Raw genomic sequence first — 21,691 nt, forward strand, 5'->3', positions numbered from 1 at the left:
GTCAGGTATCCCCTATTTCTAAAGCCTGGAGAGCATTAGCTCTTGATGCAACCGCTAAAGCACGTACGGATAACTCATCATCCTTATCAACGAATGCATCAATTCTATCGGACGTAATCGCTAATACCCCAATTCGACCAGGAAGCGGTATAGCAAGTACACTATCATAGTATTCACCTATACCTTCTTCTTGAACATGTTTAGGGCGACTATTTTCAAGAGCCTCCCAAACGATTGATGGGTTCCCACGAGCTTTTACCCAACTACTTCCCCGAGGGCGATCGCTAGGTGCAGGATATTTCGTAAAGCTTGTTAGGACTTCTACCTGTTCGTCATTGTCGAGATCCATTCTTGTTCGCAAATATAGCTTTGCAGTGAATGTACCTCCTGTGAAAATATAGGGGCAGAGATCAACAATCTCTTTAGTTGCTCTATTCAACCTCTTTGCAGCTTTATCACCGATATTCAATTTATTCAGCGAGATATTTGTTTCTCTAGAATCATTAAATATATTTTCTCTCTTTAGACACTTTTGGATAGTTTTCTGATCTTTGTTCGACACATCCTCATACTTCGGAAGATTCTCTGATAATTGTTCAATTATCTTCTCTTCGTCTCTATTTCTTGATTCTTCATCGTAAATCAAATTGAATAGGGCTAACTGGCCAGCTAATCTTTCACAAAGATTAACCAAACGAATCCGTGTTGCCTTCTCATTCAGTAATCTCAGTTCTTTTGGTATCAAACGTATAGTCAGAATAACTAATGATAAGAGGAATATGTAAACAACCCAGATGATAACACTAGTTACTGGATCAAGTATTTGCAGTGAGAGGATGAACCCAAGCAGTGCACCTGATGCTACTAATACTGCTTCTATTACTCTCAATCCTGCTTGTAGTTGGCCGAACCGTTGGCCACCGGCTTGTCGTCTAAATTCTAGGAGAAGGTCTTGGTACCGTTGCAAGACGGATGAATCAAATTCATGGGCAACATCGTCTGATTGGGAGACTTTAGAGAGTATCTCCTTCGCTTGGTCAGACATTAATGAGTCAGTGAGACTCCCTCTACATTATACTAGTGGGTGACCAATGTACCTATAGAACCTATGCTGGAAGTTAAGTATAAACAAAGTCAACCGTGAGACAGTTCGAACATGTCGGGACTCTCTGAGCGGGACTGGCTATCGATTTATCAAAGCCAACCCAGTGAAAATGGAGCCTATCTAGTTGACGAGTTCTATATTCCTGCACTCGAGCGAAGCGTCCGCTACGACCGCATTGCCGGCTACTTCTCGAGCAGCGCACTCGCGGTCGCCTCTCGCGGGATCGACACGCTCCTCGAGAACGATGGCGAGATGCGCCTCGTCGTCGGTGCCGAACTGTACGAGACTGACCGCCCGGTTCTCGAGGCACTGACCGACGAACTCGAAGAATCGCTCGATGATCTCGACGACGAACGATTGAACGCACAGCTCGCACTCCTCGCCCGCCTCCTCCGCGAAGATCGACTCCACATCAAGGTCGCCGTGCCTCGCGAGGGAAACTGGCGGATCTTCCATCCGAAGATGGGCATCTTCCACGACGCGGACGACAACGCGCTGTCGTTCGAGGGGAGCGTCAACGAGACCATCGGCGGCTGGAAACGCAACTATGAGCGGTTCAAGGTCCACTGTTCGTGGATTGAGGAACAGCAGTCGTACGTCGACGGCGACATCGACACGTTCGATCGACTTTGGTCGAACGAACACCCCTATATCGAAGTGTACGATCTGCCCGAAGCGATCGAGAAGGAACTCATCGACTGGAAGGATCCTGACTCGGAAACCGAACTCAAGGAAGCGATCCAAATAGCACGTGGGGAAGCGCCGCCGACCGAACGCGACAAGGCGAATATCGTCGCCGACGGTCACCTCTCGCCAGGTGGGCTCGCACTCGCCGAAGAAGCGAGTACGATCGAGCCGTGGCCACACCAGCGCGTCGTCTCTGATACGCTCGTCAGCACCTATCCGAATAGCTTCCTCCTCTGTGACGAGGTCGGGCTCGGGAAAACCATCGAGGCAGGTCTCACTCTCTCCCGGCTCGGTCTCACCGACGAACTCGAGACGGGACTATTGCTCGTTCCAGCAAGCCTCACGATCCAGTGGCAGGAGGAGCTTTGGGAGAAGTTCAACCTGAACGCGTTCCGCTACGATCGAGGGAGCAACTACGAGTACGCGTTCATCGATGCGTTCGGTCAGGAGCACTCACCGCCGGCTGTCTCCGATATCGATCCCGGCTCGCACGAACAGGCGTGGGTCGACAGCCCCATCTGGCGGTTCCTCCACCAGCGCCAGACTGACGATACCATCGACGGGCCGACGATCGTCGTGATGTCCTGGCATACGGCTCGAATGTCCGGCCGCTGGGAACAGATCGCACCAGAGAGTGGTGACCAGGTCCGGACACGCGACGACGTTCCGGCGAGTTGCCGCGGCCGATCGCTGGAGAATCGAGAGGGGGTCTGGGACGCTGTCATCGTCGACGAAGCCCACAACGCCCGGAAAGGGAGTAACTTCTACTCGCTACTCGAGCAACTCCGTGAGCACACCCAGACGTACTACCTGCTGACTGCGACACCGATGCAGCTCCACGCTGGCGAACTCTACGATCTCATGTCGCTGCTCGATTTGCCCGGCGAGTGGGACAATAAAGACGACTTCACCGAGTTCTTCGAAACCCGACAGGCACTCTCACAGGCGCTCAAGTCGGAATTATGGGCTGATAATACGTCGACTGATGATTCGTGGTCGGCACAGGCGACACTCACACAGGGACGCTACCAGGACCGACTGCCGGGCGAACGGAGTCTCTCCGACCGGGTTTTCGACGCCGTCGCCGATGAACTGGATGTCGGCGACGAGCAGCACGCCCGTTCCATCGCAAAACAACGGGTTCTCCGAGCCTGTGACCTCGCTGGCGACTACGGTAAGCACTACGACGGGTACATCGAGACGTTCGAAGCCGCGATCGACGGATACGACATCGACCCGTTCGACGCGAAGGAGGACGAGAAGTTGAAGTACCTCCTGTATCCGGAATGGAAGGCCGACGAGGAGTGGCTGATGTTTTCGCGGAACGACCGGCTCAACGCGTTAGACGAACTCTCTGAAGCGGGCTGGCAGGTCGTCCGAGACGTTCTGTCCGCTTCGACGCCGGTGGACGCGCTCATTCATCGCAACACTCGGCCAACGCTCCGCAAATACGAGCAGGTCGACCTACTCGATGAGACCGTCCCGGACCGCGATCCTGAGCAGCACAAGATCGAACTGACCGAGGAGACGCGCCACGTTTACGACCGGATCGACGATTTCACGCGGAAGTTCTACAAACTCGCCCAGCAATCGAGTGAGGCCGAATCGCGCGCTATCGGGTTCGTGATGACCACGTACCGCCAGCGGCTTACGAGCAGTGTCTACGCCATCTCGCAGAGTCTTCAGGCCCGACTCCAGAAACTGCGGAGCCAACGGGCCGTCCTCAAAGGAAAACAGCGAGCGGCGGACCGCAGATCTCGTGGCTCCGAACAGGTCGTTCTCGAGACGCTCTCCGAATACGATCTCGAGGACATCGACGTACTGGACGAACTCGAGGACGACCTCGAGGATCAAAATCTCGCGGAAGTCGTTCCGAACGTCACAGACGAAGGGGTCCACCTGTTAGAAGAGGAAATCGAGGAATTGGAGTCGTTCGTCGGTGAACTCGAACGAATTGATCAAGATCCGAAAATCAGCCAACTCAGAGACGATCTCGACGAACTGGATAAAGACGGCCACAATCGAACCATTGTCTTTACGCAGTACACGGATACGATGGACTTCATTCGAGAAAGTCTCGTGCCGATCTACGGTGGGAGAATCGCGACGTACTCTGGACGCGGTGGTGAGCTGTACGATCCCGAGGCCGACGAGTGGACAACAGTTGGCAAGGAACGGGTAAAGCGAGAATTCTCGGCGGATTCGGGTAGCGTCGGTATTCTCGTTTGCACTGACTCGGCCAGTGAGGGGCTGAACCTCCAGGAATGTGGCGCACTGATCAATTACGATCTGCCGTGGAATCCGATGCGAGTCGAACAGCGAATCGGTCGTATCGATCGTATCGGCCAGGAACACGACGAGATCACGATATTGAACTACAGCTACGAGGATACGGTCGAAACGGACATCTACGAACGACTCGACGACCGCATTAACCTCTTCGAGAACGTCGTCGGAGAGATGCAACCCGTCCTTTCCGGCGTCAGTCAACAGATTCGAGCCGCAACTCTCGAGGCCGAAGGAGACAACAGCTCCGAGGTCGTCGAGAAGGCTGATCGAGAGTTTTCGGAGCAGATCGAGGATCAAGAGAACGCCGATCGCGTCGATGTCGGGGAATCTCTGGAAACCGTAGAGACGCCTATTCGGCAAGAAATCATCGATGAGGCGAAGCTCGACGCCTGGAAGTCCTACACCCATCCAGATCTGATCGACGTTGGTGAGACAGACTACAGCTACACAGAGCCGTTCGAAACGTCGGGTCTCGAGGCCACGTTGGTCGGAAACGAAACCCTCGTAGAGGAGGGGATCACGTTTACCCCAATTAGTGAACTCGATATCGAGCTGGTGAAGAGCGAATATGCCGATGCTGTCGACTTCGAGGAGACGATCTATCGCCTCACTTGCAGCGGGCTCAACGTCCCAGAGTCTGATGGTGAACACACACTCGCTGAAATCATTTCCTCCGACGAGGATGCTATTGCGGTGACGTTTTCGGCAAAGTGTGCCGATGAGTTCTCATCGGTCCACTATCTCGCCCCAGGGAATCCGTTGCTTAGACAGCTCATTGACGTGATCCGAGAGCAGAGTAAGAATCCAGCCCGGCTTTCGAAGCGAGCGGAAGACCGCGACGAGTCTCGCACCCGGCCAGTTGTTTGTGGGTGGGGGCGAGATGGTAACCTTGCGAGACTTAACCGAGATGGTGCTATCAAAGAGCATCAATCGATTGAGGCACTCAACGTGTGGAAGAAGACCTTTTTGGAAAACCGGGAGCGAGCCAATCAATCCTGAATCGGATCCGGAGCATCTCTACTCTCACACCAGCGGTAAAGAGTCCGTAGCGTAGACTACGATTCCATCTCGAACGCCTGTTCTAGCAGATCAGCAATGCTCTGAATTGCACCAATTGCAGTCTGATCGATTTGCAGGCTGACCCGATCAGTCTCGCCGAGATGCTTCTTCCCAAGCGAAAGTACAATCTCGTCGTCAGGAGAGAGTGACGCGGAGAGCCAGGCGGTCACGTTTTCCGAGCCGACGAACCAAGCTGTAGTGAGATCATACCACGATTCCTCACGCTCGTCCGCTGAAGGATGATTCGACTCGAATCCCTCTTGCTTGAGTTCGGTCGCAAAGCTCCGAAGTTCTTCACAGTCACTTCGCTCGAGTTGGACAGTGACTCGGTGCTTATCCCCACCGAATCCCCAGTCCTTCTTTCCGATCTGAAGCGTCAAATGTCCAGTCGGTGATCGGGAGATCGTTGCCCAGGCTCGGCTGCTATGAGAATATCGTCCTTGACGAAGATATCGCTGTGCGACTGCGACCCACTCCCCGGACTTATCGAACGACGCCCAGTACTCGCCTGGAATGGGTATCTCGAGTTCGACAGCCGGAGACTTTTCCTGTCTCAGCCATCGTATGACATCTGGATAGCCCTCAAGGCCAGATCGGTCTGGGAGCGCACACGGCCAGACAGTGAGCAGCCCCGAGAGATCGACATCGTACCCCGAGAAATCGTCTTCATACAGCCATACGACGCTATATCCTCGATTCAGATAATGGTCCGTCACAGCTTCGATGTCTTTGCCCTCGTTTCGATACTGTGCTTCGACTGCGATTCCATTCCCGTAGGGAGCACATGGCTCATCAAAGCTCAAGAGAACGTCCGCAATCCTCTCATCCACCCCTGACTCAAGTTCGACTGTCGCGTCAGGAAAATCGTGCTCGAGCCGGGCATAGGCAATAGACTTCATCTTGAGGTGTTCGTCCGACTCTCCAGGACATTTGACAGCGTTACCGAGATCACCAAACGTCGATTGGCCGTCGGTAGCTGAGAGTTCAGCTCGATCGTCCCGGTCGTGGTGACGGAAGTGCCGTGAGACGAACGCGTCACCTCGTTCATACGATTTCACGACACCCATGGGATCGTCACAGACAGGGCACGTCACTTCAGCATCATCGTCAACCTGTGGCGGGATAACACGGTCACCGTCCACCGTTCCAAGATACGGCATAGTAATTCAGCTGTTGATCGCGTGTCGTCTCTACTACAAGTTAAATTTATGTTAATAACATGACTTAGTGGAACTGGCAACAGTAGGAACGACCCATCGCGGGTCGAAATTTTCGCGTACCACCGAAGACGGTGCCCCCTCTATTTCCACTCCAGCGGTGCGGAGGCGTAGCGGTTAGTTTGGTCCTTTGGCCTTAGCCACACCTCCTAAGGGGGACCCGGACGCAGCGCGTCCGGTTTCTCACGCAAGCCTCGCTGAGGCGATCGAGTCGAAGCAACGCGATTGCTCTGACGAGCCACGAAACCACAAAAATCACCGCTCATCGCCAGAAACTAAGGTACGAAACAGTGTTGCCACTCACTAGGCGGCGCTCAGTCGCCGAGCGCGTTTCGGCTTTTCATCCGTCGCGGGAGATTTTCTCGCTCCTCGAGCAGCTTTTGCCGCGTCCTGTCGAGGGGACGATCCCCTCGAGACCGGCTGGTATCCGCACGAGCCTTCGACAACTGGAATACATCCGTGAGACGGAATCGTTCGGTCGATCCGTCAGCATACTCGAATTTGATCCAGATTCCGCTGATGCCGAGTTCATCATCGTACTGCTGCTGATAGCTGGTGACGGCCTCACGGGCGATCTCAAGGGCCTCATCTCGATCAGTTGGCGTGTATCGGACCTGGAGGAGCTTCCGGCTGCGCTCGTCAGTGTCACGAACGCCAACCTCGTAGGAGTTCTTGAAACGACTGAACGGCCCGCTCTCGAACCCAGAGGCGTCTTCTGCGACCTGCATAGCTGTTGCCCCAATAGTTCGTCGGAACTGCTCCTCAGCCGATCTGACGCGCTTGAGCATCTCTTGGGCAGCGAAGTCGCTCTCGACCTCGAGCTTCCCGTAGGTATGCCGGACGAATCCTTCGAGCCGGTCGACCACTCGACGGATTGTCCGATAGGAGTAACCGGTCTTCTCGGCTGCGTCCTTCGGTGAAATCTCTCCGCCGTCGGTAAGGAGCATCTCGGTTACCGCTCGATCACTTCCGTTCATGTCGCCCCAGAGTCGCATCACGGCGTTCTCCTGCTCACTCTCGATCTCCGGAAGTGGACAGTCAACGAGCTTCAGGCTTCGACGGCTTCGACGCTCTGGATCGAAGTAGGCGTCCTCGTGATATTCGTCTCCGCCGGTCACGTCGAGGCCAGCCCAATCGAGGATGTTCATCAACATCTCTTCGATTTCACGCTGACACTGCTCGATGTCGAGTGCATCCTCGCGATCCCAGTAGATGGTTTCGTCTGTAATCGAAGACTGGAACGAAACCTCGAGTTTGGGATGCCACCCGAACTGATCGGGGTTGTAGTTATCGGGATTTCGCATGTAGTAGTGCTTCACCTCTTTCCCGATCTTGTGGCCAGGGATAAGCTTCGCTGCGCGCTCTGAGTCAACCATCGTCGTCACATGGTCGCCGGGACGCTCGCGGTTGTCCTCGACGTGCTTCCGGTAGCCCGATCGATCGGACTCGAGCAGTTGGTGAATGCGCGCAATTGGTCCGTCGGCCGCATAGATCGGTCCGGAGACATCCTGCTTCGGACGGACGTACACCGCAGCGTCGTTAACGTTACTCGACCCGTGCGGGTTCGAGAAATACCGACGTGGAACGTCGAATGCCGCGAACGCCTCAGCCGTGAGATCGACGTAGTCCGCGAAGTCGATATTCGACGCCTGGGCACGAACGGTGAGATACGGCCGACCCAGATCCATGTAGCCGTTGACCTTGCTAATCTCGCCCGTCTCATCGTCGCGTTTCTTCATGTCCGGCCAACGCGGATAGACGGTGAACGTGCCGCCTTTCACCCGCTGGCTCGAGTCGGCGCTCTCGTCGTCGTACGTCTCGTCCATGCAGACGACATACACGCGATAGAGGTACGCCGTCTCGAGCTTGTACGACGGATCTGACCACGGGAGAATCGGCTGATCGTCGTAGTCTAGGACGGCCGCCCATTCTTGTCCATCGAACTCGAACGTCGTCGACGGCTTTCCGTTATTGACCCAGTCGTGCTCTTTCCGGAAGGTGGTGAGTCCATAGTACGGCTTCAGCCCGTATTCGTCGAAATTGAGGTAGGCGTCGAACTCGTGGCACTGGGTCTCGAGGAACTGCTGGGCGGCCACTTAGACCACCTCTCCCATTGATAGCCGGCTCTCATATCCGGCGGCCGTCTCGGGCGGCGCGCTGATGACATGCCTCGCGCGACACCCCAATTTATGAGAGTTGAAACTGTAGTGTTCAGATAGCCTTCCCCCATTTACGGGAGAAATTGAAGGAGTCGTATCAAGCCTAGGCCGGGATTTGAACCCGGGCTCTCGTCCTTACCAAGGACGCGCTTTACCGCTAAGCTACCCAGGCACGCATTTAGATGGAGTGGTGCCATGGGTTATATCCCTTTCCATCTACAGCAGCCGTGTCATGCGATTTCACTCCGAGAGTTCAGGTTTGGGAGACCGATAGTTTGGAGTGCTGGCATCGCCACTGGCGGTGGGTGCTGTCTTTCGGTACGAAACAATGGTGATAACTGGCCGAGTTCAGCTTGCACTCGAGTGAGAACGACTGGGAGAACGGGATTATGGATCGGTTGCAGACGGGACACAACCGGTCGAGTAGTTGTCGTGGTTTTGATCGACAGCGGGGTGATCGAGTTCAGCGAGACCGTCCGTGACTGGGGGGAAGGTCGGGAGGGGGGTGTCGGTGGGGAGGGGGGTGTCGGTGGGGAGGAGGGTGTCGGTGAGGGTGGGTGCGAGCTCAAGGGCGGAAGCGGAGGGTGATGTGTCGGCGGTGGCTGCGCCGGTGCGGATGGCGAGTTCGAGGATGTCGCGTTCGAGATTGGTGTTGATTGAGTGGGGGGAGAGCGTTGTCTTTGTTGTTTTTGCGGTGTTTGCGGACGTGGTGGGTTTTGAAGGGGTTGTTTCGGTGGTTGGGTTGGCGGCTGTGCTGGGTTGTGTGCTTGATAGAGAGGTTGCGGGAGGGGATGTGGATGTATTGGTGAGCTCGGTGCGTCTGGTCTGGTCGCGTCCGAAGGCCTGCACGGTGTGGACGGCTTTGTCGGCGGCGTCGGTGCGTGCGAGTAGGGAGAAGCCGCGGGCGACGAGGATGTCTGCGGCGAGGATTGTGAGATCGTCTGTGTACTGCGATTGCGATAGCGGCTGAGAGTGGGGACCTGACTGAGATTGTGACTGTTCCTGGTGCACTGACTGTGAGTGTGACTGGGATGCGGGCTGATCCGCGTGGGCACTGTCTCCGCACCAAGTGTTTTCGTGTGCGAGTTCACGCGTGAGCCGGAGTCCCTCGTAGATGAGTTGGACGCCGGCGGCGTGGGTGAGGAGTGTGTCAGTGTCGAGTTCGGTGGACTCTATGGGCCGGTCGCCGTCTCGGCGCTGGGGGTGGTCCTGCTCTCGATCGTTCGTCGGAGCCGAATCGTCGAGGAGACTAGAGAGTTCGGGTGTGTGTATCGTGGCGCTCTCGATGGTGAGGACACCGGGAAGCATTGAGGCGTCCTCCAGAACGGTATCGAGGAGCGAAGCCAATCGCGGTGGTTCCACATCCGCGACAGCGTCGACGGCAGTACGCCGACAGGAGTCGGCCTTGTCCATTAGCAGGATGTTACGAGGGCGGAGGCAAAGACCTTTGGAAACGCCGGATCGACTCCTGTCATGATCGACATTGACGATCCGGGCGCTGCTGACGGTGACGGGTCGCGATCGGAGCCGGAGTCGTCGGATCGGATAGTGACGATTACGCTCGATCGTCCCGATGCCCGAAACGCGTTGACGATTGAGGGGCTCGATGCGCTGGCGGCTGCGATCGAATCCGTCGGTTCGACTCTGGATTCGCCTTCGACCTCTCCTTCGACTCCGATGACGGAACCGTCCTCTCGATCGGCCGACTGCGGGGAGTCGCCGTCGGCGGCAGGCGCTCGATCAGTACCGACGGCACCCGTTATCTACATTCGCGGCCGTGGCCCTGCCTTCTGTGCCGGTGCCGACCTCGACGCCGTGAGCGATTTCGACGGCGACCGCGATCGAGCACGCGAGTTCGCGCGACTGGGACAGCGCGTCGCTCGCGCCATCGAGACCTCGCCGGCGATCGTCGTTGCGGGTATCGACGGACCGGCGATGGGCGGCGGTCTCGAACTCGCGCTCGCCTGCGACGTGCGCGTCGGGACGCCAGCATCGACCTACGGCGAACCGGGGGTGACGTTCGGCCTGTTTGGTGCCTGGGGTGGCACGGTCCGCCTTCCCGAACTCGTCGGCCGGGGCGCTGCTCTCGAGTTCGCCCTGTCAGGTCGCACCGTCGACGCCGAGGAGGCGCTACGACTGGGACTCATCTCGCGTCTCGAGGACGATCCGCGGACGGTTGCCGAGGCGATCGCTGACAACGCGAGTGACACACTGGCGGTGCTGAAGCGTCGGGTTCGGGACGATAGCAAGCGGGAACTACAGGAACGGCGCGAAGCCGAGGCATTCGCTGAACTCGTTGCTCGCCACGCTGAGGATATCGGGTCGGTACTCGAGTAACGGCGCTGGCTGGTCACATGGGGTCTGCCTCTGTGGCGACGAGCCGGCCGAATTCACCTGCGAGGAGTTATCGGGGAGCCAGTTCGTCGACCGGGAGTTACGTGAGCGGGTCCGGTGACGGCGGTGCCCGTCGCTTGTGCTCGCTGCGTTCGTACATCTCGCGGACGCGGTCGACTGTTTCGGGCGTTACGTCGAGTTCTCTGCAGGTTGCAGCGACGGAGAGTGGGCCGTCAATGTGAGAGACGAGGATCGAATCGAGCGTCTCGTAGCTGATACCCATCTCGCCCTCGTCGGTCTGGTTGGCCCACAACTCCGCGGTTGCGGTCTTGGATGCGAGGTCTTCGGGGACACCGACGTGGCGGGCGAGTTGGCGGACCTGTGCCTTGTAGAGATTGCCGATCGGGTGGCAGTCGACTGCGCCGTCCCCGTACTTCGTGAAGTAGCCGACGGCGGCCTCGCTACGGTTGCCAGTTCCCAGCACGAGCCGGTTCTCGTGGTTCGCCACGAGATAGTTCAGCACGGCTCGAACGCGAGCGCGTGCGTTGCCGACCGCCTCGCGATCGCCTTTCGCCTCAGGGTAGGCCGTAAGCAGCGAGTCGATAAGCGGCTCGATTTCGATCACGTCGTACGTAATGTCGAGTTCTCGGGCGACTCGCTCGGCGTCGCTCATGTTCTCGTCACCGCTGACGGTCGCGGGTAACACGAGCGCATGGAGGCTGTCGGTTCCGAGTGCGTTGACGGCGAGATGACCGGTCAGCGTGCTGTCGATTCCGCCGGAGAGGCCCAGGACGGCGCCATCGGCGTTTGCGGCTGCAATCTGCTCGCGGATGAAGGTCGTGATGTGTTCACGGCGCTGGTCTAGTTCGGCCTCCGAGAAACGAGGGTCGATCATGGTCCACTGTATGAGTGCAGGTGTCTAATAGGCTGCCCACACGGGCAAAACCTGACCGATCGGTCAATTTTGTGTGGCGCTGGTGATAGCGTCGCGAGCCGTCGTGTGGCCATGGGAAACGGAACGCGCACCCGAGAGCGCTACGTTCAAGTGTGATCGACCAATAGACTGCGATAGTCACGTCGGGTGGCGCTGCATTCGGCGTGTTGCGGTACGACACGACCGAGCGCTGGTGGTCTAGTGGTAGGACATGAGCTTCCCAAGCTCATAGCCCGGGTTCAATTCCCGGCCAGCGCATGGGAGCGGACAACTACAGCCCCAGGATCGATAGCGTCTCCTGTCAGGGTTTCCAGTTCAGCTCGACCCGCACCGTCTCGTGGTTGCCGCGGAACATCGTTGACCGCTCGACCACGTCGATCGAGGTATCGACCGTCTCCGGGGGATTGAGCGTCACCGTTTTATTGCCGACTTCGATATCGAGTTGCTCGTCACCCGAGCGAAACTCCGCCGCCAGGTGTTCGAAGTACGTCGCGAGTTCGTCTCGCGAAAGGGACTCGTCCGTCGTTGTACGTTGTGCCATGCCGGAGAGTGGCCCGGCGCTCCGGAAAAGTATGGACAGCAAACGGGCGGCTAGTCCGTTGTTACCGTCGCCGCGAGGCGTGGCTTTTTGTCGTCTGCACGGGTAGTCGCGGGCGATGGCAGACGACGCGGACGCAGACGCGACTGGAGATGCCGCCGTCGGAATCGTCGCCCAGCGCGCTAACGAGCGCGCGCGGGACCTCGCCGTGGCATTGCAGGACCGTCTTGCAGCTGACGAGACGAGCGGACCCTCCGGCAACACCACCGTCGTCGACGAACTGACTGCCGAGCATCTCGACCAGTCCGGTGTCCCGGTTGGCGCGATGGCGGACTGTGACCTCGTCGTGAGTATCGGCGGCGACGGAACGTTGTTGTACGTCGCTCGCGAGGTCGGAAACACGCCGATTCTCGGCATCAACCTCGGCGAAGTCGGCTTTCTTAACGCCGTCTCCCCCGACGATGCACTCACCGTCGTTCCCGCCGTCGTCGAGCGCCTTCAGAGCGATGCCGGCCGCTCTACTCAACAGCGTGAACTCGTGCGGTTGCAAGCGACTGGGAACGGTGGAGACGAAGCCGGCGGATCGACGGGTGAGACGCCTACAGCTGACCGCTGGACGCTCGATCCGGCGCTCAACGAAATCGTCGTCCACGGGCCGCGGCGCGGTCACGGCGGCGGCGCGACGATCGACGTTCGAGTCGACGGCCGCCAGTACGTTGAGGGCCATGCAGACGGCGTACTCGTCTCGACGCCGACCGGATCGAGCGCGTATAACCTGAGCGAGGGCGGTCCGCTGGTTCACCCGACGGCGAACTCGCTCGTCGTCACACAGATGGCCGCGGCTGCGGAGGAGAGCATGCCCCCGCTGGTCGTCGATGCCGAGACGGAGGTTACGCTCTCAGTGACGAACGCTGAGACCGCATACGTCATCAGCGACGGCCGTGACCGACAGCAGTTGGTCCCGCCTGCGACGGTCACCGTTTCGGTCGCGCCCGAGCCGGTGACGCTGGTCGGCCCGCAGGTCGAGTTCTTCGAGGCGCTCGAGAAGTTGGGGTAGCGCGCTGTCGTCTCGGCCGGGATGGGACGGTGTTGTCAGCGCTGTTCGACCAGTCGGGCGAGATGCTCGGGTGGAACGGCACCGCTCGTTGCCGTTCCGTCGACGACGAACGTTGGAACCCCGGAGACGCCCCGGCGCTGTGCGCTGTGAAAGCGGTCCTCGAGTTCGCTTCGGAGGCCGTCGTCGTCGACTGCCGAACGGATTTCGTCGACGGGCAGATCGACGGATTCAGCGAGCGAAGCCAGGACATCGGGAGAACCGATGTCGCGGGCATCCTGCCAGAGGGCGGTATAGATCGCCTCGTCGAACGCGGCCCACCGGTCGGGATACTCCTGGGAGACGTACCACGAGGCCTGCTGGGCCGGCAGCGAGTCGACCTCGCCGGCAAATACCTGCGTCATTTCGACGCCGAACTCGTCTTGCAGCCGTTCGACGTTCTGCTTGGCCTGCTCGAAGTAGGCGTCGTCCTTGCCGTCGTCGGCGTCGTGGTCGATCGAGCCGTCCGGATTTCGCTTCCCGGAGCGGAGGTCGAACGGGTGCCACTCGACCGCGAGCGGTTCGTCGCGCGTTTCGCGGTACTGTGCGAGCGAGCGGGTGCCGAGATAGCAGAACGGACAGACGTAGTCTGCGTACAGCTCGAGCCGGTCACCGGCGGAGTGGGCGGTCATCGATGGAGGTAGGTGATCCGGACGGAAAAGCCGATGGTAGGGAGAACGGGCCGTTCTCCACGGTCCGGGCGGTGTCCCTCGCGTTATTGGCGCGCCACCTCTCCGTTTGCGGTTCTCTGTCCGCCGTCGCTACTCTTCGCTCGGCGGTTGGTCGTCGCTCGCGTCCGCGTTGCCTTCGTCCGTGTCCGTGTCCGTGTCGGTCGTCGCCGGCAGGTTCGGATCGCGGTACGGATTCCGCCCGTAGGCCGGCAACTCGTCTTCCAGTTGGGACTTCAACACGCGACGCAGCCGGTTCAGACTCGTCGTATCGAGGCCGTGCGTGGCGGCGAGACGCTTGAACGTCGACTCCTCGGTAATGTCGTGGGCGCGATACTGGCCGAACAGTTCGTCCATTCGATCGGCCGAGAGGGTCTGGGCGTCGACATCGTCGAGTCCGAAGTAGGTCCGCCGGTCAACGTCGACCACGTGGCGGATGACGACCAGCGCGACCTTCGGAATCGCGCGCTGGCTGCCGAACTCGGTGAGGTCGATTTCGTCCATGACGCCGAGCGCGAGATCGCGCTGCCAGGGCGTCAGTTCCAGCGCGTTACACAGCGCCTGAGTCGTCCGCAGGCGGTCTAAGTGGTGGGCGCGCTCGCTGTAGCCGGGCGTCGCGGCGTGTTGTTCGTCGTGGAGGCGGCGAACGCTCTCCGAGAGGTCCGCCTCGGGCGACTCCGCGCGTCCGATGACGGTCGCACTCGGCGTCACGACACCCCACTGGCGGACGGTCGTATCCCGCTTTGCGGCTGCACGGGAGAGCGTGCCAGCACCGGGGCGCGTCTCTAACGGCCGCTCACGGGGGCGGTCCGGGCGGGCGGTGACGGTTCCCGCCCGCTCGGGGACTGAACCGGGACCGGGGTCTGTACCGTCGTCTTGCATTGTCTGTCGCTCGGACAGGGAGACTGAAAAAGGCTCGCTCGTTTTCGCGGCGTTTCAGCGGAACTGATGATTAATCCGACAGCTATACAGCGCGATAGCAAACGCTCCAAGCGAATGGATCGATAGCTCCAAAAAGCCCTTCGTATCTACACCTTGTGACCAGAGGAACTTAAAGAACACCCGCAGTCTCGATCGTCGTTTCCAGCACTGGCTTCGGAGAGACGATACCACCCAACGATCGAAACGAACGAAAGAGAGCTGACGCAATACAGCGCGTCAGTAACCCGTCGTATCTATACCTTGTGACCAGAAGAACTTAAAGGAAGACGGGCAAAGACGACGGAAATACGCGACGCTATTCGACCGGCGCAAGCAATTCGTCGATGAACTCGTCCAACTGCGCCGCGTCGGGCCCCGATCGGACGTGTACCGCGGGATCGAGTTCAGCCGGCGGGATGGCGAACTCGCGGCCGACGGCGTCACCGATGTGAGCGTCGCCCTCGCCGCGACGTTTCCGCTCGAGTAATGTCCGCGCGAGGGCGATGCGCTCGCGCTTGAAGACGGCCGGCGCTTGATCGTCAAGGAACGTCTCGAACGCGAGCGCTGGCAGGTCGTGGTCGCCGCGATCGCCGGTGGTTTGCAGATAGCGAGCGGCCATCGCTGCCCGGCAGATGGTGAGGTTTCGTTTGACCGTCGGTTTCGTCTGCGTGGTACTGAACCGCTCGTTGTCATCGGCAACGAACATCGTTCCCTCGCTCTCCCCTTCGTTCCGTCCTCGGCCCGCTTCTTCACTCTTGTTCGCCGCATCGGCCGCTTCGACGACGTACCCGTCCGCCGTCTCCTCGATAATCGGGAAGCGTTCGTCGTCGGCGCGGACGAGGTGGTTGGAGACGTACTTGCGGTAGTTGCTCGTCGCAATCCCCCTGTAGGCGTGGTAGAGATCCATCGGGTTGTAGGTCTGCTCGACGTACGTCCGGAGATCGTCGAGCACAGCGGGATCGAACGCGAGCCGGTATCGGATCGGGCTCCGGAGCAGATCGATCGCCCCGTCGTTCGAGTTCGCGAGCAGGCGCGCGAATTTCCGGATGTCCCAGCCCTGATAGTCGTAGTCGCAGTCGAACTCGGCAACACTGGTAGCGTCACCATCAGCAGGCTCGCCACCGCGTCGCTCCTCGACGATCGTCTCCGGCGGCTCCTTGAGGTGCGCGTACCGACCGAGATCGCTCGGCGCGAAAACGAACCCGACATCGTAGTCGCTCGCCGAACTCGCGCCGCCCCAGGCGTGGCTACCCCGAGCGACCGCGACGATGATCGTAACGTCGTGTCCGCGCTCGATAGCTGCGAGATGGCTCTCGATGCGTTCGCGAACGAGTGCCGGAGCCGATGGCGGTGGAGACATCACACTACCACTGATGACCGGCTACAAAGAAAGCGATGATCCGCGGGTCTCCGCTCGTATCTACACCTTGTGACCAGAAGCACTTAAAGAAATAGCGGGGTGCAACGTAACTGCTGCACGCGTGCCGGATTGCCACCCAGGTCACTGTCACGGCTGGCTACCTGCCAAAACCGGACGAGTTCAGTGGCGATAGTGCTTTCCTTCGGAAGCGCCTACCAATGGTATGGACCCACACGTATCCCTCGTCACGTTGGGCGTCTCGGACATGGCGCATGCTATCGCGTTCTATCGGGACGGATTGGGACTTTCGATGCGCGAGCGGGAGGGCGACGGTCCCGCCTTTTTCCCGTTAGAGGGGACGTGGATCGCGCTCTATCCGCGGGACGCCCTCGCCGAAGATGCGACGGTCTCTTCCGAGGGGGACGGATTTGCCGGCGTCACCATCGCGCACAACGTCGAAAATCGAGAGGCGGTCGATACAGTGCTTCGCGAGGCGGCGGACGCCGGCGCTCGTATCGTAAAACAGGCTCGGGAAGCCGACTGGGGCGGCTATTCGGGGTACTTCGCTGATCCCGACGATCACCTGTGGGAGGTGGCATGGAATCCGGTTCTCGATATCGACTGATACGGACTGCGGTCAGTCAGTTTCGGCGCAACCGCAGGACAGGCGAGCGCGATGGGAAATCGTCACAGCAGACCGTCTGACCCGCTGAGTGCGTCGGCAACCGACCACTGGCGGCTCTGCCGGGCAGTGCCGGTCCCCGCGGCCGTCGGCTCTCGGCCGGCGTACCCAAGCGCACCAGTCAGAAACGCCGCCCTCCAACACGAGTTCATGCTCGGCCGCGATCACGCGACCACGCGGTCGTGCACCTTGTGTCACGGCGGGGACCCGAGTTCAAAGCGGTCGGTCGAGAGCCACCGACCATCGAAACCACCTTTCGACGGCCGCGCACTGAACTCGGCCCGTAATCGCGACACGGGGACGCTGTGAGTTCGAAGCCGAACTGTCCTTCGGCCGGTCCGAAGTCCGCCCGTCTCCGTTTCTGCCTCGTGTTTCAACTCGCACTTAAAGACCCGCGCTCAAAGACTCGCCCGCAGACAGAGAAAATCCGGCACCCGCGTCAGTGAATCCCGATACGCGTCGGGGTTTTCTCGAGCGAACTCGTCGGTTAACACCGGTTCGACGACTCCTCGAGATTGAATCCGGCGTCGAGGAACGCCTGGAAATAGTGGTCGAACGACTCCAGCGCAATCCCACCGAAATCACCATCACTGGACAGTAGAAGCCCGGCGTTCACCGCGCAGCGTCACCGGTTCGAGAACCCTCTGGGAAGTGAGATCTATCTGAACGTAAGATACCGAGTCAAGAACTCGAAGACCGACGACCTCCCGTCGTATCTACACCTTGTGACTAGAGACACTTAAAGAACGAACGCAATACTGGATTCGACCGTGCTATGCGGGATCGTATACGGACGAACAGTTACACCGATCAACAGCGAAAAGCCGACGCGACACGGCGCGTCGGTGACCCGTCGTATCTACACCTTGTGACGAGAAGCACTTAAAGAACGACGCGAGGGTGCAAGAGCGCGAGGACAGGAAGACGGGAGCTCCCTCCCGGACGACGTGAACGACGGGATGCTGGAGGGAACTGACCGTTCCGAAAGGCATAATCGCGCGCTCCCCTGAATGCGGGCAATGAGTCACCAGTTGCCGGACGTGCAGGCGACGTCGCCGGATGTCACCGTCGGCCTGAGTCAGGTCGGCGTCACCGGCGTCGAAAAGCTCGTCAAGATCGCTCGCGAGGACAAGCGCCCGATCGTCCTCACCGCCGAGTTCGAGGTCTTCGTCGACCTCCCCGCCTGGCGCAAGGGCGCGGACATGAGTCGCAACATGGAGGTCATCGACGAGATTCTGGAGGATGCCACCCGCGAGGAGGCCTACCAGGTCGAGGAGGTCTGCGGCGAGGCCGCCGAACGCCTGCTCGAGAAACACGAGTACACGTCGAAGGCCGAAGTTTCGATGGAAGCCGAGTTCATGCGCCGCGAGCAGACGCCGGCGAGCGACCGCGAGACCCAACACACCGTCGATATCGTCGCCTCGGCGACGGCGACGGACGAGGGAACCCGCGAGAAGATCGGTGCGACGGTGACGGGAATGACTGTCTGTCCGTGTTCGCAGGGAATGTCGGCCGCACGCGCGAAACAGACGCTCGAGGACCTGGGCGTCGAGGAGGAGACGATCACGGAGTTCCTGGAGGAGGTGCCACAGCCGGGCCACTCCCAGCGCGGACACGCGACCCTCGCCGTCGAGTCGGGCGGCGATCCCGCGGTCGACCTGAACGACGTCATCGACATCGCGCGGGATTCGATGAGCGCGCGGATCTACAACCTGGCCAAACGGCCGGACGAGGATCACATGACCTACGCGGCCCACGCGGACGCGAAGTTCGTCGAGGACTGCGTGCGCTCGATGGCCGAGGGCGTCGTCTCCGAGTTCAGCCATCTGCCGGACGATGCGGTCCTCACGATGAAACAGTCGAACGACGAGTCGATCCACCAGCACAACGCACACGCCGAGCGAGTCGTCGAGATGCAAACTCTGCGCGAGGAAGTCAACGGCAACGGCTCCGAGTAGGGCGGTTAGAACGTCAACGGCTCGGCGTCGTCCCACCGCGGGGCGAACTCGTCGTGGACGTTCGCCGCGAACTCGGGGTCTTTGAGGTCGATCATTCCGAACGCATCGCCGGAGGAAAGGGGGTTTGGAACCTGGATGCAGACTTCGGTGTCGTCGATGAGATTGAACGAGCCGGTCACTTCTGCGCTCGTCCGAACGTCGAAATCGTCCCGGGCCTGGAGCGTCGTTCGATAGCGCTCGCCGACGTTTTTCGAGAGCGCATCGACGAGCCGTCGCGTCATCAGTAGATCGACGGAGACGCCTCGATCGAGTGCGTCCTCGAGTTTCGCGAGCACGTTGTCGCCGACGGTCTGGGCGTCCCGTTCGGGGACGGGATCCGCGGCGACCATGACGATGTGCCGGTCGGCGGCTGCGAGTCGCTCCATGAGGAGGTCAACCGTCTCCTCGGGACCGACGGCGGCGGTCCAGAACTGTTCCTCGACGGGATCTGCCGCGTCGAGTTCATCGGAGAGGTCGTCGACGATCGACTCGTACTGGTCCGCTTTCTCCGCGAGTTCGCGTTTCTTGTCGTCGAGTAGGCGATCGAGTGCTGTCGACGGTTCGACGGCGACGTACTTCTTCGGCCGGCTCGCGGTCTGGGTTCGCACGAGGTTGTACTGCTCGATGCTGTTTAGTACGTCGTAGATGCGTCCCATCGGTACGTCGCTGGCGCGTGACAACTCCTTGGCTGTTGTCGGTCCGGTGTTCAACAGCGCTCGATACGCTCGCGCTTCGTACTCCGAAAGCCCGAGATCCCTGAGGCTGGCCATAATCGCTTCAACCAACCGAAGAAACATAAACGCTGTGGTGGTTTGCTCTCACACCGAACACTCGCGTTTTAGTCCCGAGCGCTACTCGAGAACGGACTGGACGGCCTCGCTCAACTCCGTCGGAGTTTCGGCGGTGGCCGATTCGCGCTCCCCGAGTTCGACGCGAGCGGTGCCGGCCGGGAGACTATCATAGCTATCGGCTGCGGCCGCACCGGGAACGACGACCTTTTCGTGGTCCGCGAGTCGGAGCGCGGCCCGATGCAGATCTGAGCCGACGTCGTCGGCAACGGCGATCACGAGCGGCCCCTCCAGCAGTCGGGAAACGGCCGTCGCGTACTGGGCAATCTGGACGCCGAATCGGTCGCTCGCCCCGGCGAACGCTTCGAGCGTCTCCCGAGCGAACTCGCGGTACTCGTTCTCGCCGGTGAGCACCGCGAGTTCGAGGAGCGCCTCGGCGAGGGCGACATTTGAGTCGAGCGGGCGGAGTTGGCGTTCGAGCAGCCCCGCGCCGGCCGCCGGCCCGTCGACGAACGAGTCGTCGTCGTGAAGGCGGTCGATCGTCGCGTCGGCGACTGCCCTCGCGGTCGAGAGGACGGCGGGATCGAGCGTGCTCGCGGCCGTCGTCAGCGCCGACAGGGTTCGCGCCTGATTCGCGAGGAGCAGCGCGGCTGTGGTTCTATCGACGGTTTCGGGGTGCGCGTGGGCGACGATTCCCCGGTCCTCGTCCGTACCCTCGGCCGCACCGATCAGGTCCGTTCGGAGCGTTTCGAGCGCGCGCTCTGCGTATCTGCGGGCGCGCTCGTCGTCGGTGTAGGCGGCGTACGTGAGCAGCCCCTCGATCGCGAGCGCGTTCGGCCCCGCGAGGACAACCTCGTCGACCGGCGGCTCGTCGGCCGCCTCGCGGTCGGTCGGATCGAGTCCGTGCGCCTCGGTTTCGCCGGGCGCTTGGCTGTTCGCGAAGGCGTCGACGTCGTCGTTCCAGAGCGTCGTCGTCAGGAACTCGACCGTGCGCGCGGCCGGCGTGCGATACTCGTCTTTGCCCGTGTGTAGATAGGCGTTCGCGAACGCGCGAACGAGCGCGCCGTTCGAATCGAGGAGCTTCTCGTGCTGAAGGCCGGACCAATCCCGCTCTGTCGCAAAGCGATAAAAGCCCCCGTCGTACTCGTCGAACAGGTTCGCGCTCACCGCGTCGAACGAGCGCAGCGCCATCTCCCGGTCGCGCTTGAGGCTGAACTCGAGCGCGTCGGGGAGCGGAAATTTCGGGTTGTCGCCCCAGCCGCCGGCGGTCTCGTCGTAGGTTTCGGTGAGCTGACCGAGCATCGCCGACTCGATGTCGCCCGTGAGCGCGCCGGCGGGCGGGTTGTCCTCGCGGAGCGGCCGGGGGATGCGACCGGCACCGCTGCCCTTCGTGTCCCACATCGTCCGGACGCTGTCTAACACCTGACGCATGCCGTCGGGACCGAGGTAGCCCGCGCCGGTCAGCACCGATCCGTCGGGCGCGAGAAAGACCGTCGAGGGGAAGCCGCCCATGTTGTACCGATCGCGCACTCGCGGGCGTCGGTCGACATCGACGCGAACGGGGACGAAACTGTCGTTGACGTTCGCCGCGATTCGCGGCTCCGCGTAGGTCTCTGCGTCCATCTCGTGGCAGTGATCACACCACGTCGCAGTGAGCGAGAGCAAGACGGGTCGATCCGCCGTCGCTGCCTCGTCGAAGGCGTCCTGGCCCCACTCGCGCCACTCGACGCGCGTTTCGTCGTCGCTGCCCATACCGATTCCCATACCGATGGGTGGCCGGTGACAGGCGTAAGCCCTTCGTTGTCCCAAGACCCCTATCGAGTGCTGTTGTGAGAGTAAAGGGTTTTCATGCTTCGCCGG

Annotated in this window: 17 protein-coding genes and 2 tRNA genes; 6 read left to right on the top strand and 13 right to left on the bottom strand. The window is 60.3% G+C overall.

Translation table 11 applies throughout. The features are described 5' to 3' along the window. Position 1: 1 nt before the first annotated feature. Positions 2-1,045, bottom strand: coding sequence for a hypothetical protein (locus tag C484_RS23065; RefSeq protein WP_152422712.1), 1,044 nt, complete (start codon positions 1,043-1,045; stop codon positions 2-4). Positions 1,046-1,156: 111 nt separating this feature from the next. Here C484_RS23065 and C484_RS13395 point away from each other — a divergent pair, with 111 nt between their 5' ends. Beyond that, on the top strand, positions 1,157-5,080 hold the full coding sequence (locus C484_RS13395) for a helicase-related protein (protein ID WP_006826453.1): 3,924 nt from the start codon (positions 1,157-1,159) through the stop codon (positions 5,078-5,080). A 56-nt stretch (positions 5,081-5,136) separates the two neighbouring features. Here the strand turns inward: C484_RS13395 and C484_RS13400 are convergent, their stop codons facing one another. From C484_RS13400 to C484_RS24645, 4 genes are all read right to left on the bottom strand, one after another. After that, positions 5,137-6,300 (bottom strand): hypothetical protein, encoded by a 1,164-nt coding sequence (locus C484_RS13400; protein WP_239640987.1) that lies wholly within the window; start codon positions 6,298-6,300, stop codon positions 5,137-5,139. Positions 6,301-6,671: 371 nt separating this feature from the next. Further along, positions 6,672-8,453: a DUF7845 domain-containing protein gene (locus C484_RS13405; protein WP_006826455.1), complete on the bottom strand. Its 1,782-nt coding sequence runs from the start codon at positions 8,451-8,453 to the stop codon at positions 6,672-6,674. 163 nt (positions 8,454-8,616) lie between these two features. Next, a tRNA-Thr gene (locus C484_RS13410) sits at positions 8,617-8,688 on the bottom strand. Positions 8,689-8,903: 215 nt separating this feature from the next. After that, complete coding sequence (locus C484_RS24645) at positions 8,904-9,929, bottom strand: DUF7114 family protein (protein WP_006826456.1); 1,026 nt, start codon at positions 9,927-9,929, stop codon at positions 8,904-8,906. 60 nt (positions 9,930-9,989) lie between these two features. Between C484_RS24645 and C484_RS13420 the strand changes: the two genes are divergently transcribed. Further along, positions 9,990-10,853, top strand: coding sequence for an enoyl-CoA hydratase/isomerase family protein (locus C484_RS13420; RefSeq protein WP_006826457.1), 864 nt, complete (start codon positions 9,990-9,992; stop codon positions 10,851-10,853). 97 nt (positions 10,854-10,950) lie between these two features. Here the strand turns inward: C484_RS13420 and C484_RS13425 are convergent, their stop codons facing one another. Further along, on the bottom strand, positions 10,951-11,745 hold the full coding sequence (locus C484_RS13425; protein WP_006826458.1) for an NAD+ synthase: 795 nt from the start codon (positions 11,743-11,745) through the stop codon (positions 10,951-10,953). 226 nt (positions 11,746-11,971) lie between these two features. Here C484_RS13425 and C484_RS13430 point away from each other — a divergent pair. Then, positions 11,972-12,042 (top strand) — tRNA-Gly (locus C484_RS13430). 43 nt (positions 12,043-12,085) lie between these two features. On the opposite strand, the gene C484_RS13435 is transcribed toward C484_RS13430, so the two are convergent. Next, positions 12,086-12,325, bottom strand: a complete 240-nt coding sequence (locus C484_RS13435) for an amphi-Trp domain-containing protein (RefSeq protein WP_006826459.1) — start codon at positions 12,323-12,325, stop codon at positions 12,086-12,088. A 115-nt stretch (positions 12,326-12,440) separates the two neighbouring features. Between C484_RS13435 and C484_RS13440 the strand changes: the two genes are divergently transcribed. After that, positions 12,441-13,379, top strand: a complete 939-nt coding sequence (locus C484_RS13440; protein ID WP_006826460.1) for an NAD(+)/NADH kinase — start codon at positions 12,441-12,443, stop codon at positions 13,377-13,379. Positions 13,380-13,414: 35 nt separating this feature from the next. On the opposite strand, the gene C484_RS13445 is transcribed toward C484_RS13440, so the two are convergent. From C484_RS13445 to C484_RS13455, 3 genes are all read right to left on the bottom strand, one after another. Then, complete coding sequence (locus tag C484_RS13445) at positions 13,415-14,047, bottom strand: DsbA family oxidoreductase (protein WP_006826461.1); 633 nt, start codon at positions 14,045-14,047, stop codon at positions 13,415-13,417. Positions 14,048-14,176: 129 nt separating this feature from the next. Continuing rightward, positions 14,177-14,965 (bottom strand): hypothetical protein, encoded by a 789-nt coding sequence (locus tag C484_RS13450; protein ID WP_006826462.1) that lies wholly within the window; start codon positions 14,963-14,965, stop codon positions 14,177-14,179. A 355-nt stretch (positions 14,966-15,320) separates the two neighbouring features. After that, complete coding sequence (locus C484_RS13455) at positions 15,321-16,364, bottom strand: nucleotidyltransferase domain-containing protein (RefSeq protein ID WP_006826463.1); 1,044 nt, start codon at positions 16,362-16,364, stop codon at positions 15,321-15,323. A 223-nt stretch (positions 16,365-16,587) separates the two neighbouring features. On the opposite strand from C484_RS13455, the gene C484_RS13460 reads away from it, so the two are divergent. Continuing rightward, complete coding sequence (locus C484_RS13460; protein WP_006826465.1) at positions 16,588-16,989, top strand: VOC family protein; 402 nt, start codon at positions 16,588-16,590, stop codon at positions 16,987-16,989. A 544-nt stretch (positions 16,990-17,533) separates the two neighbouring features. On the opposite strand, the gene C484_RS24650 is transcribed toward C484_RS13460, so the two are convergent. Continuing rightward, entirely contained in the window at positions 17,534-17,662 is a 129-nt protein-coding gene (locus C484_RS24650; protein ID WP_275040125.1) for a hypothetical protein, read from the bottom strand. A gap of 403 nt (positions 17,663-18,065) precedes the next feature. On the opposite strand from C484_RS24650, the gene mptA reads away from it, so the two are divergent. After that, complete coding sequence (gene mptA / locus C484_RS13465; RefSeq protein WP_006664786.1) at positions 18,066-19,004, top strand: GTP cyclohydrolase MptA; 939 nt, start codon at positions 18,066-18,068, stop codon at positions 19,002-19,004. Between the two features lie 5 nt (positions 19,005-19,009). Here the strand turns inward: mptA and C484_RS13470 are convergent, their stop codons facing one another. Beyond that, positions 19,010-19,813 carry a TrmB family transcriptional regulator gene (locus C484_RS13470; RefSeq protein ID WP_006664785.1) on the bottom strand — a complete coding sequence of 268 codons (804 nt, stop codon included), beginning with the start codon at positions 19,811-19,813 and terminating at the stop codon, positions 19,010-19,012. A gap of 81 nt (positions 19,814-19,894) precedes the next feature. Continuing rightward, positions 19,895-21,595 carry a DUF255 domain-containing protein gene (locus C484_RS13475; protein WP_049915459.1) on the bottom strand — a complete coding sequence of 567 codons (1,701 nt, stop codon included), beginning with the start codon at positions 21,593-21,595 and terminating at the stop codon, positions 19,895-19,897. Positions 21,596-21,691 lie beyond the last annotated feature (96 nt).

Origin of the sequence: Natrialba taiwanensis DSM 12281 (assembly GCF_000337595.1) — an archaeon.
Classification (GTDB): domain Archaea; phylum Halobacteriota; class Halobacteria; order Halobacteriales; family Natrialbaceae; genus Natrialba; species Natrialba taiwanensis.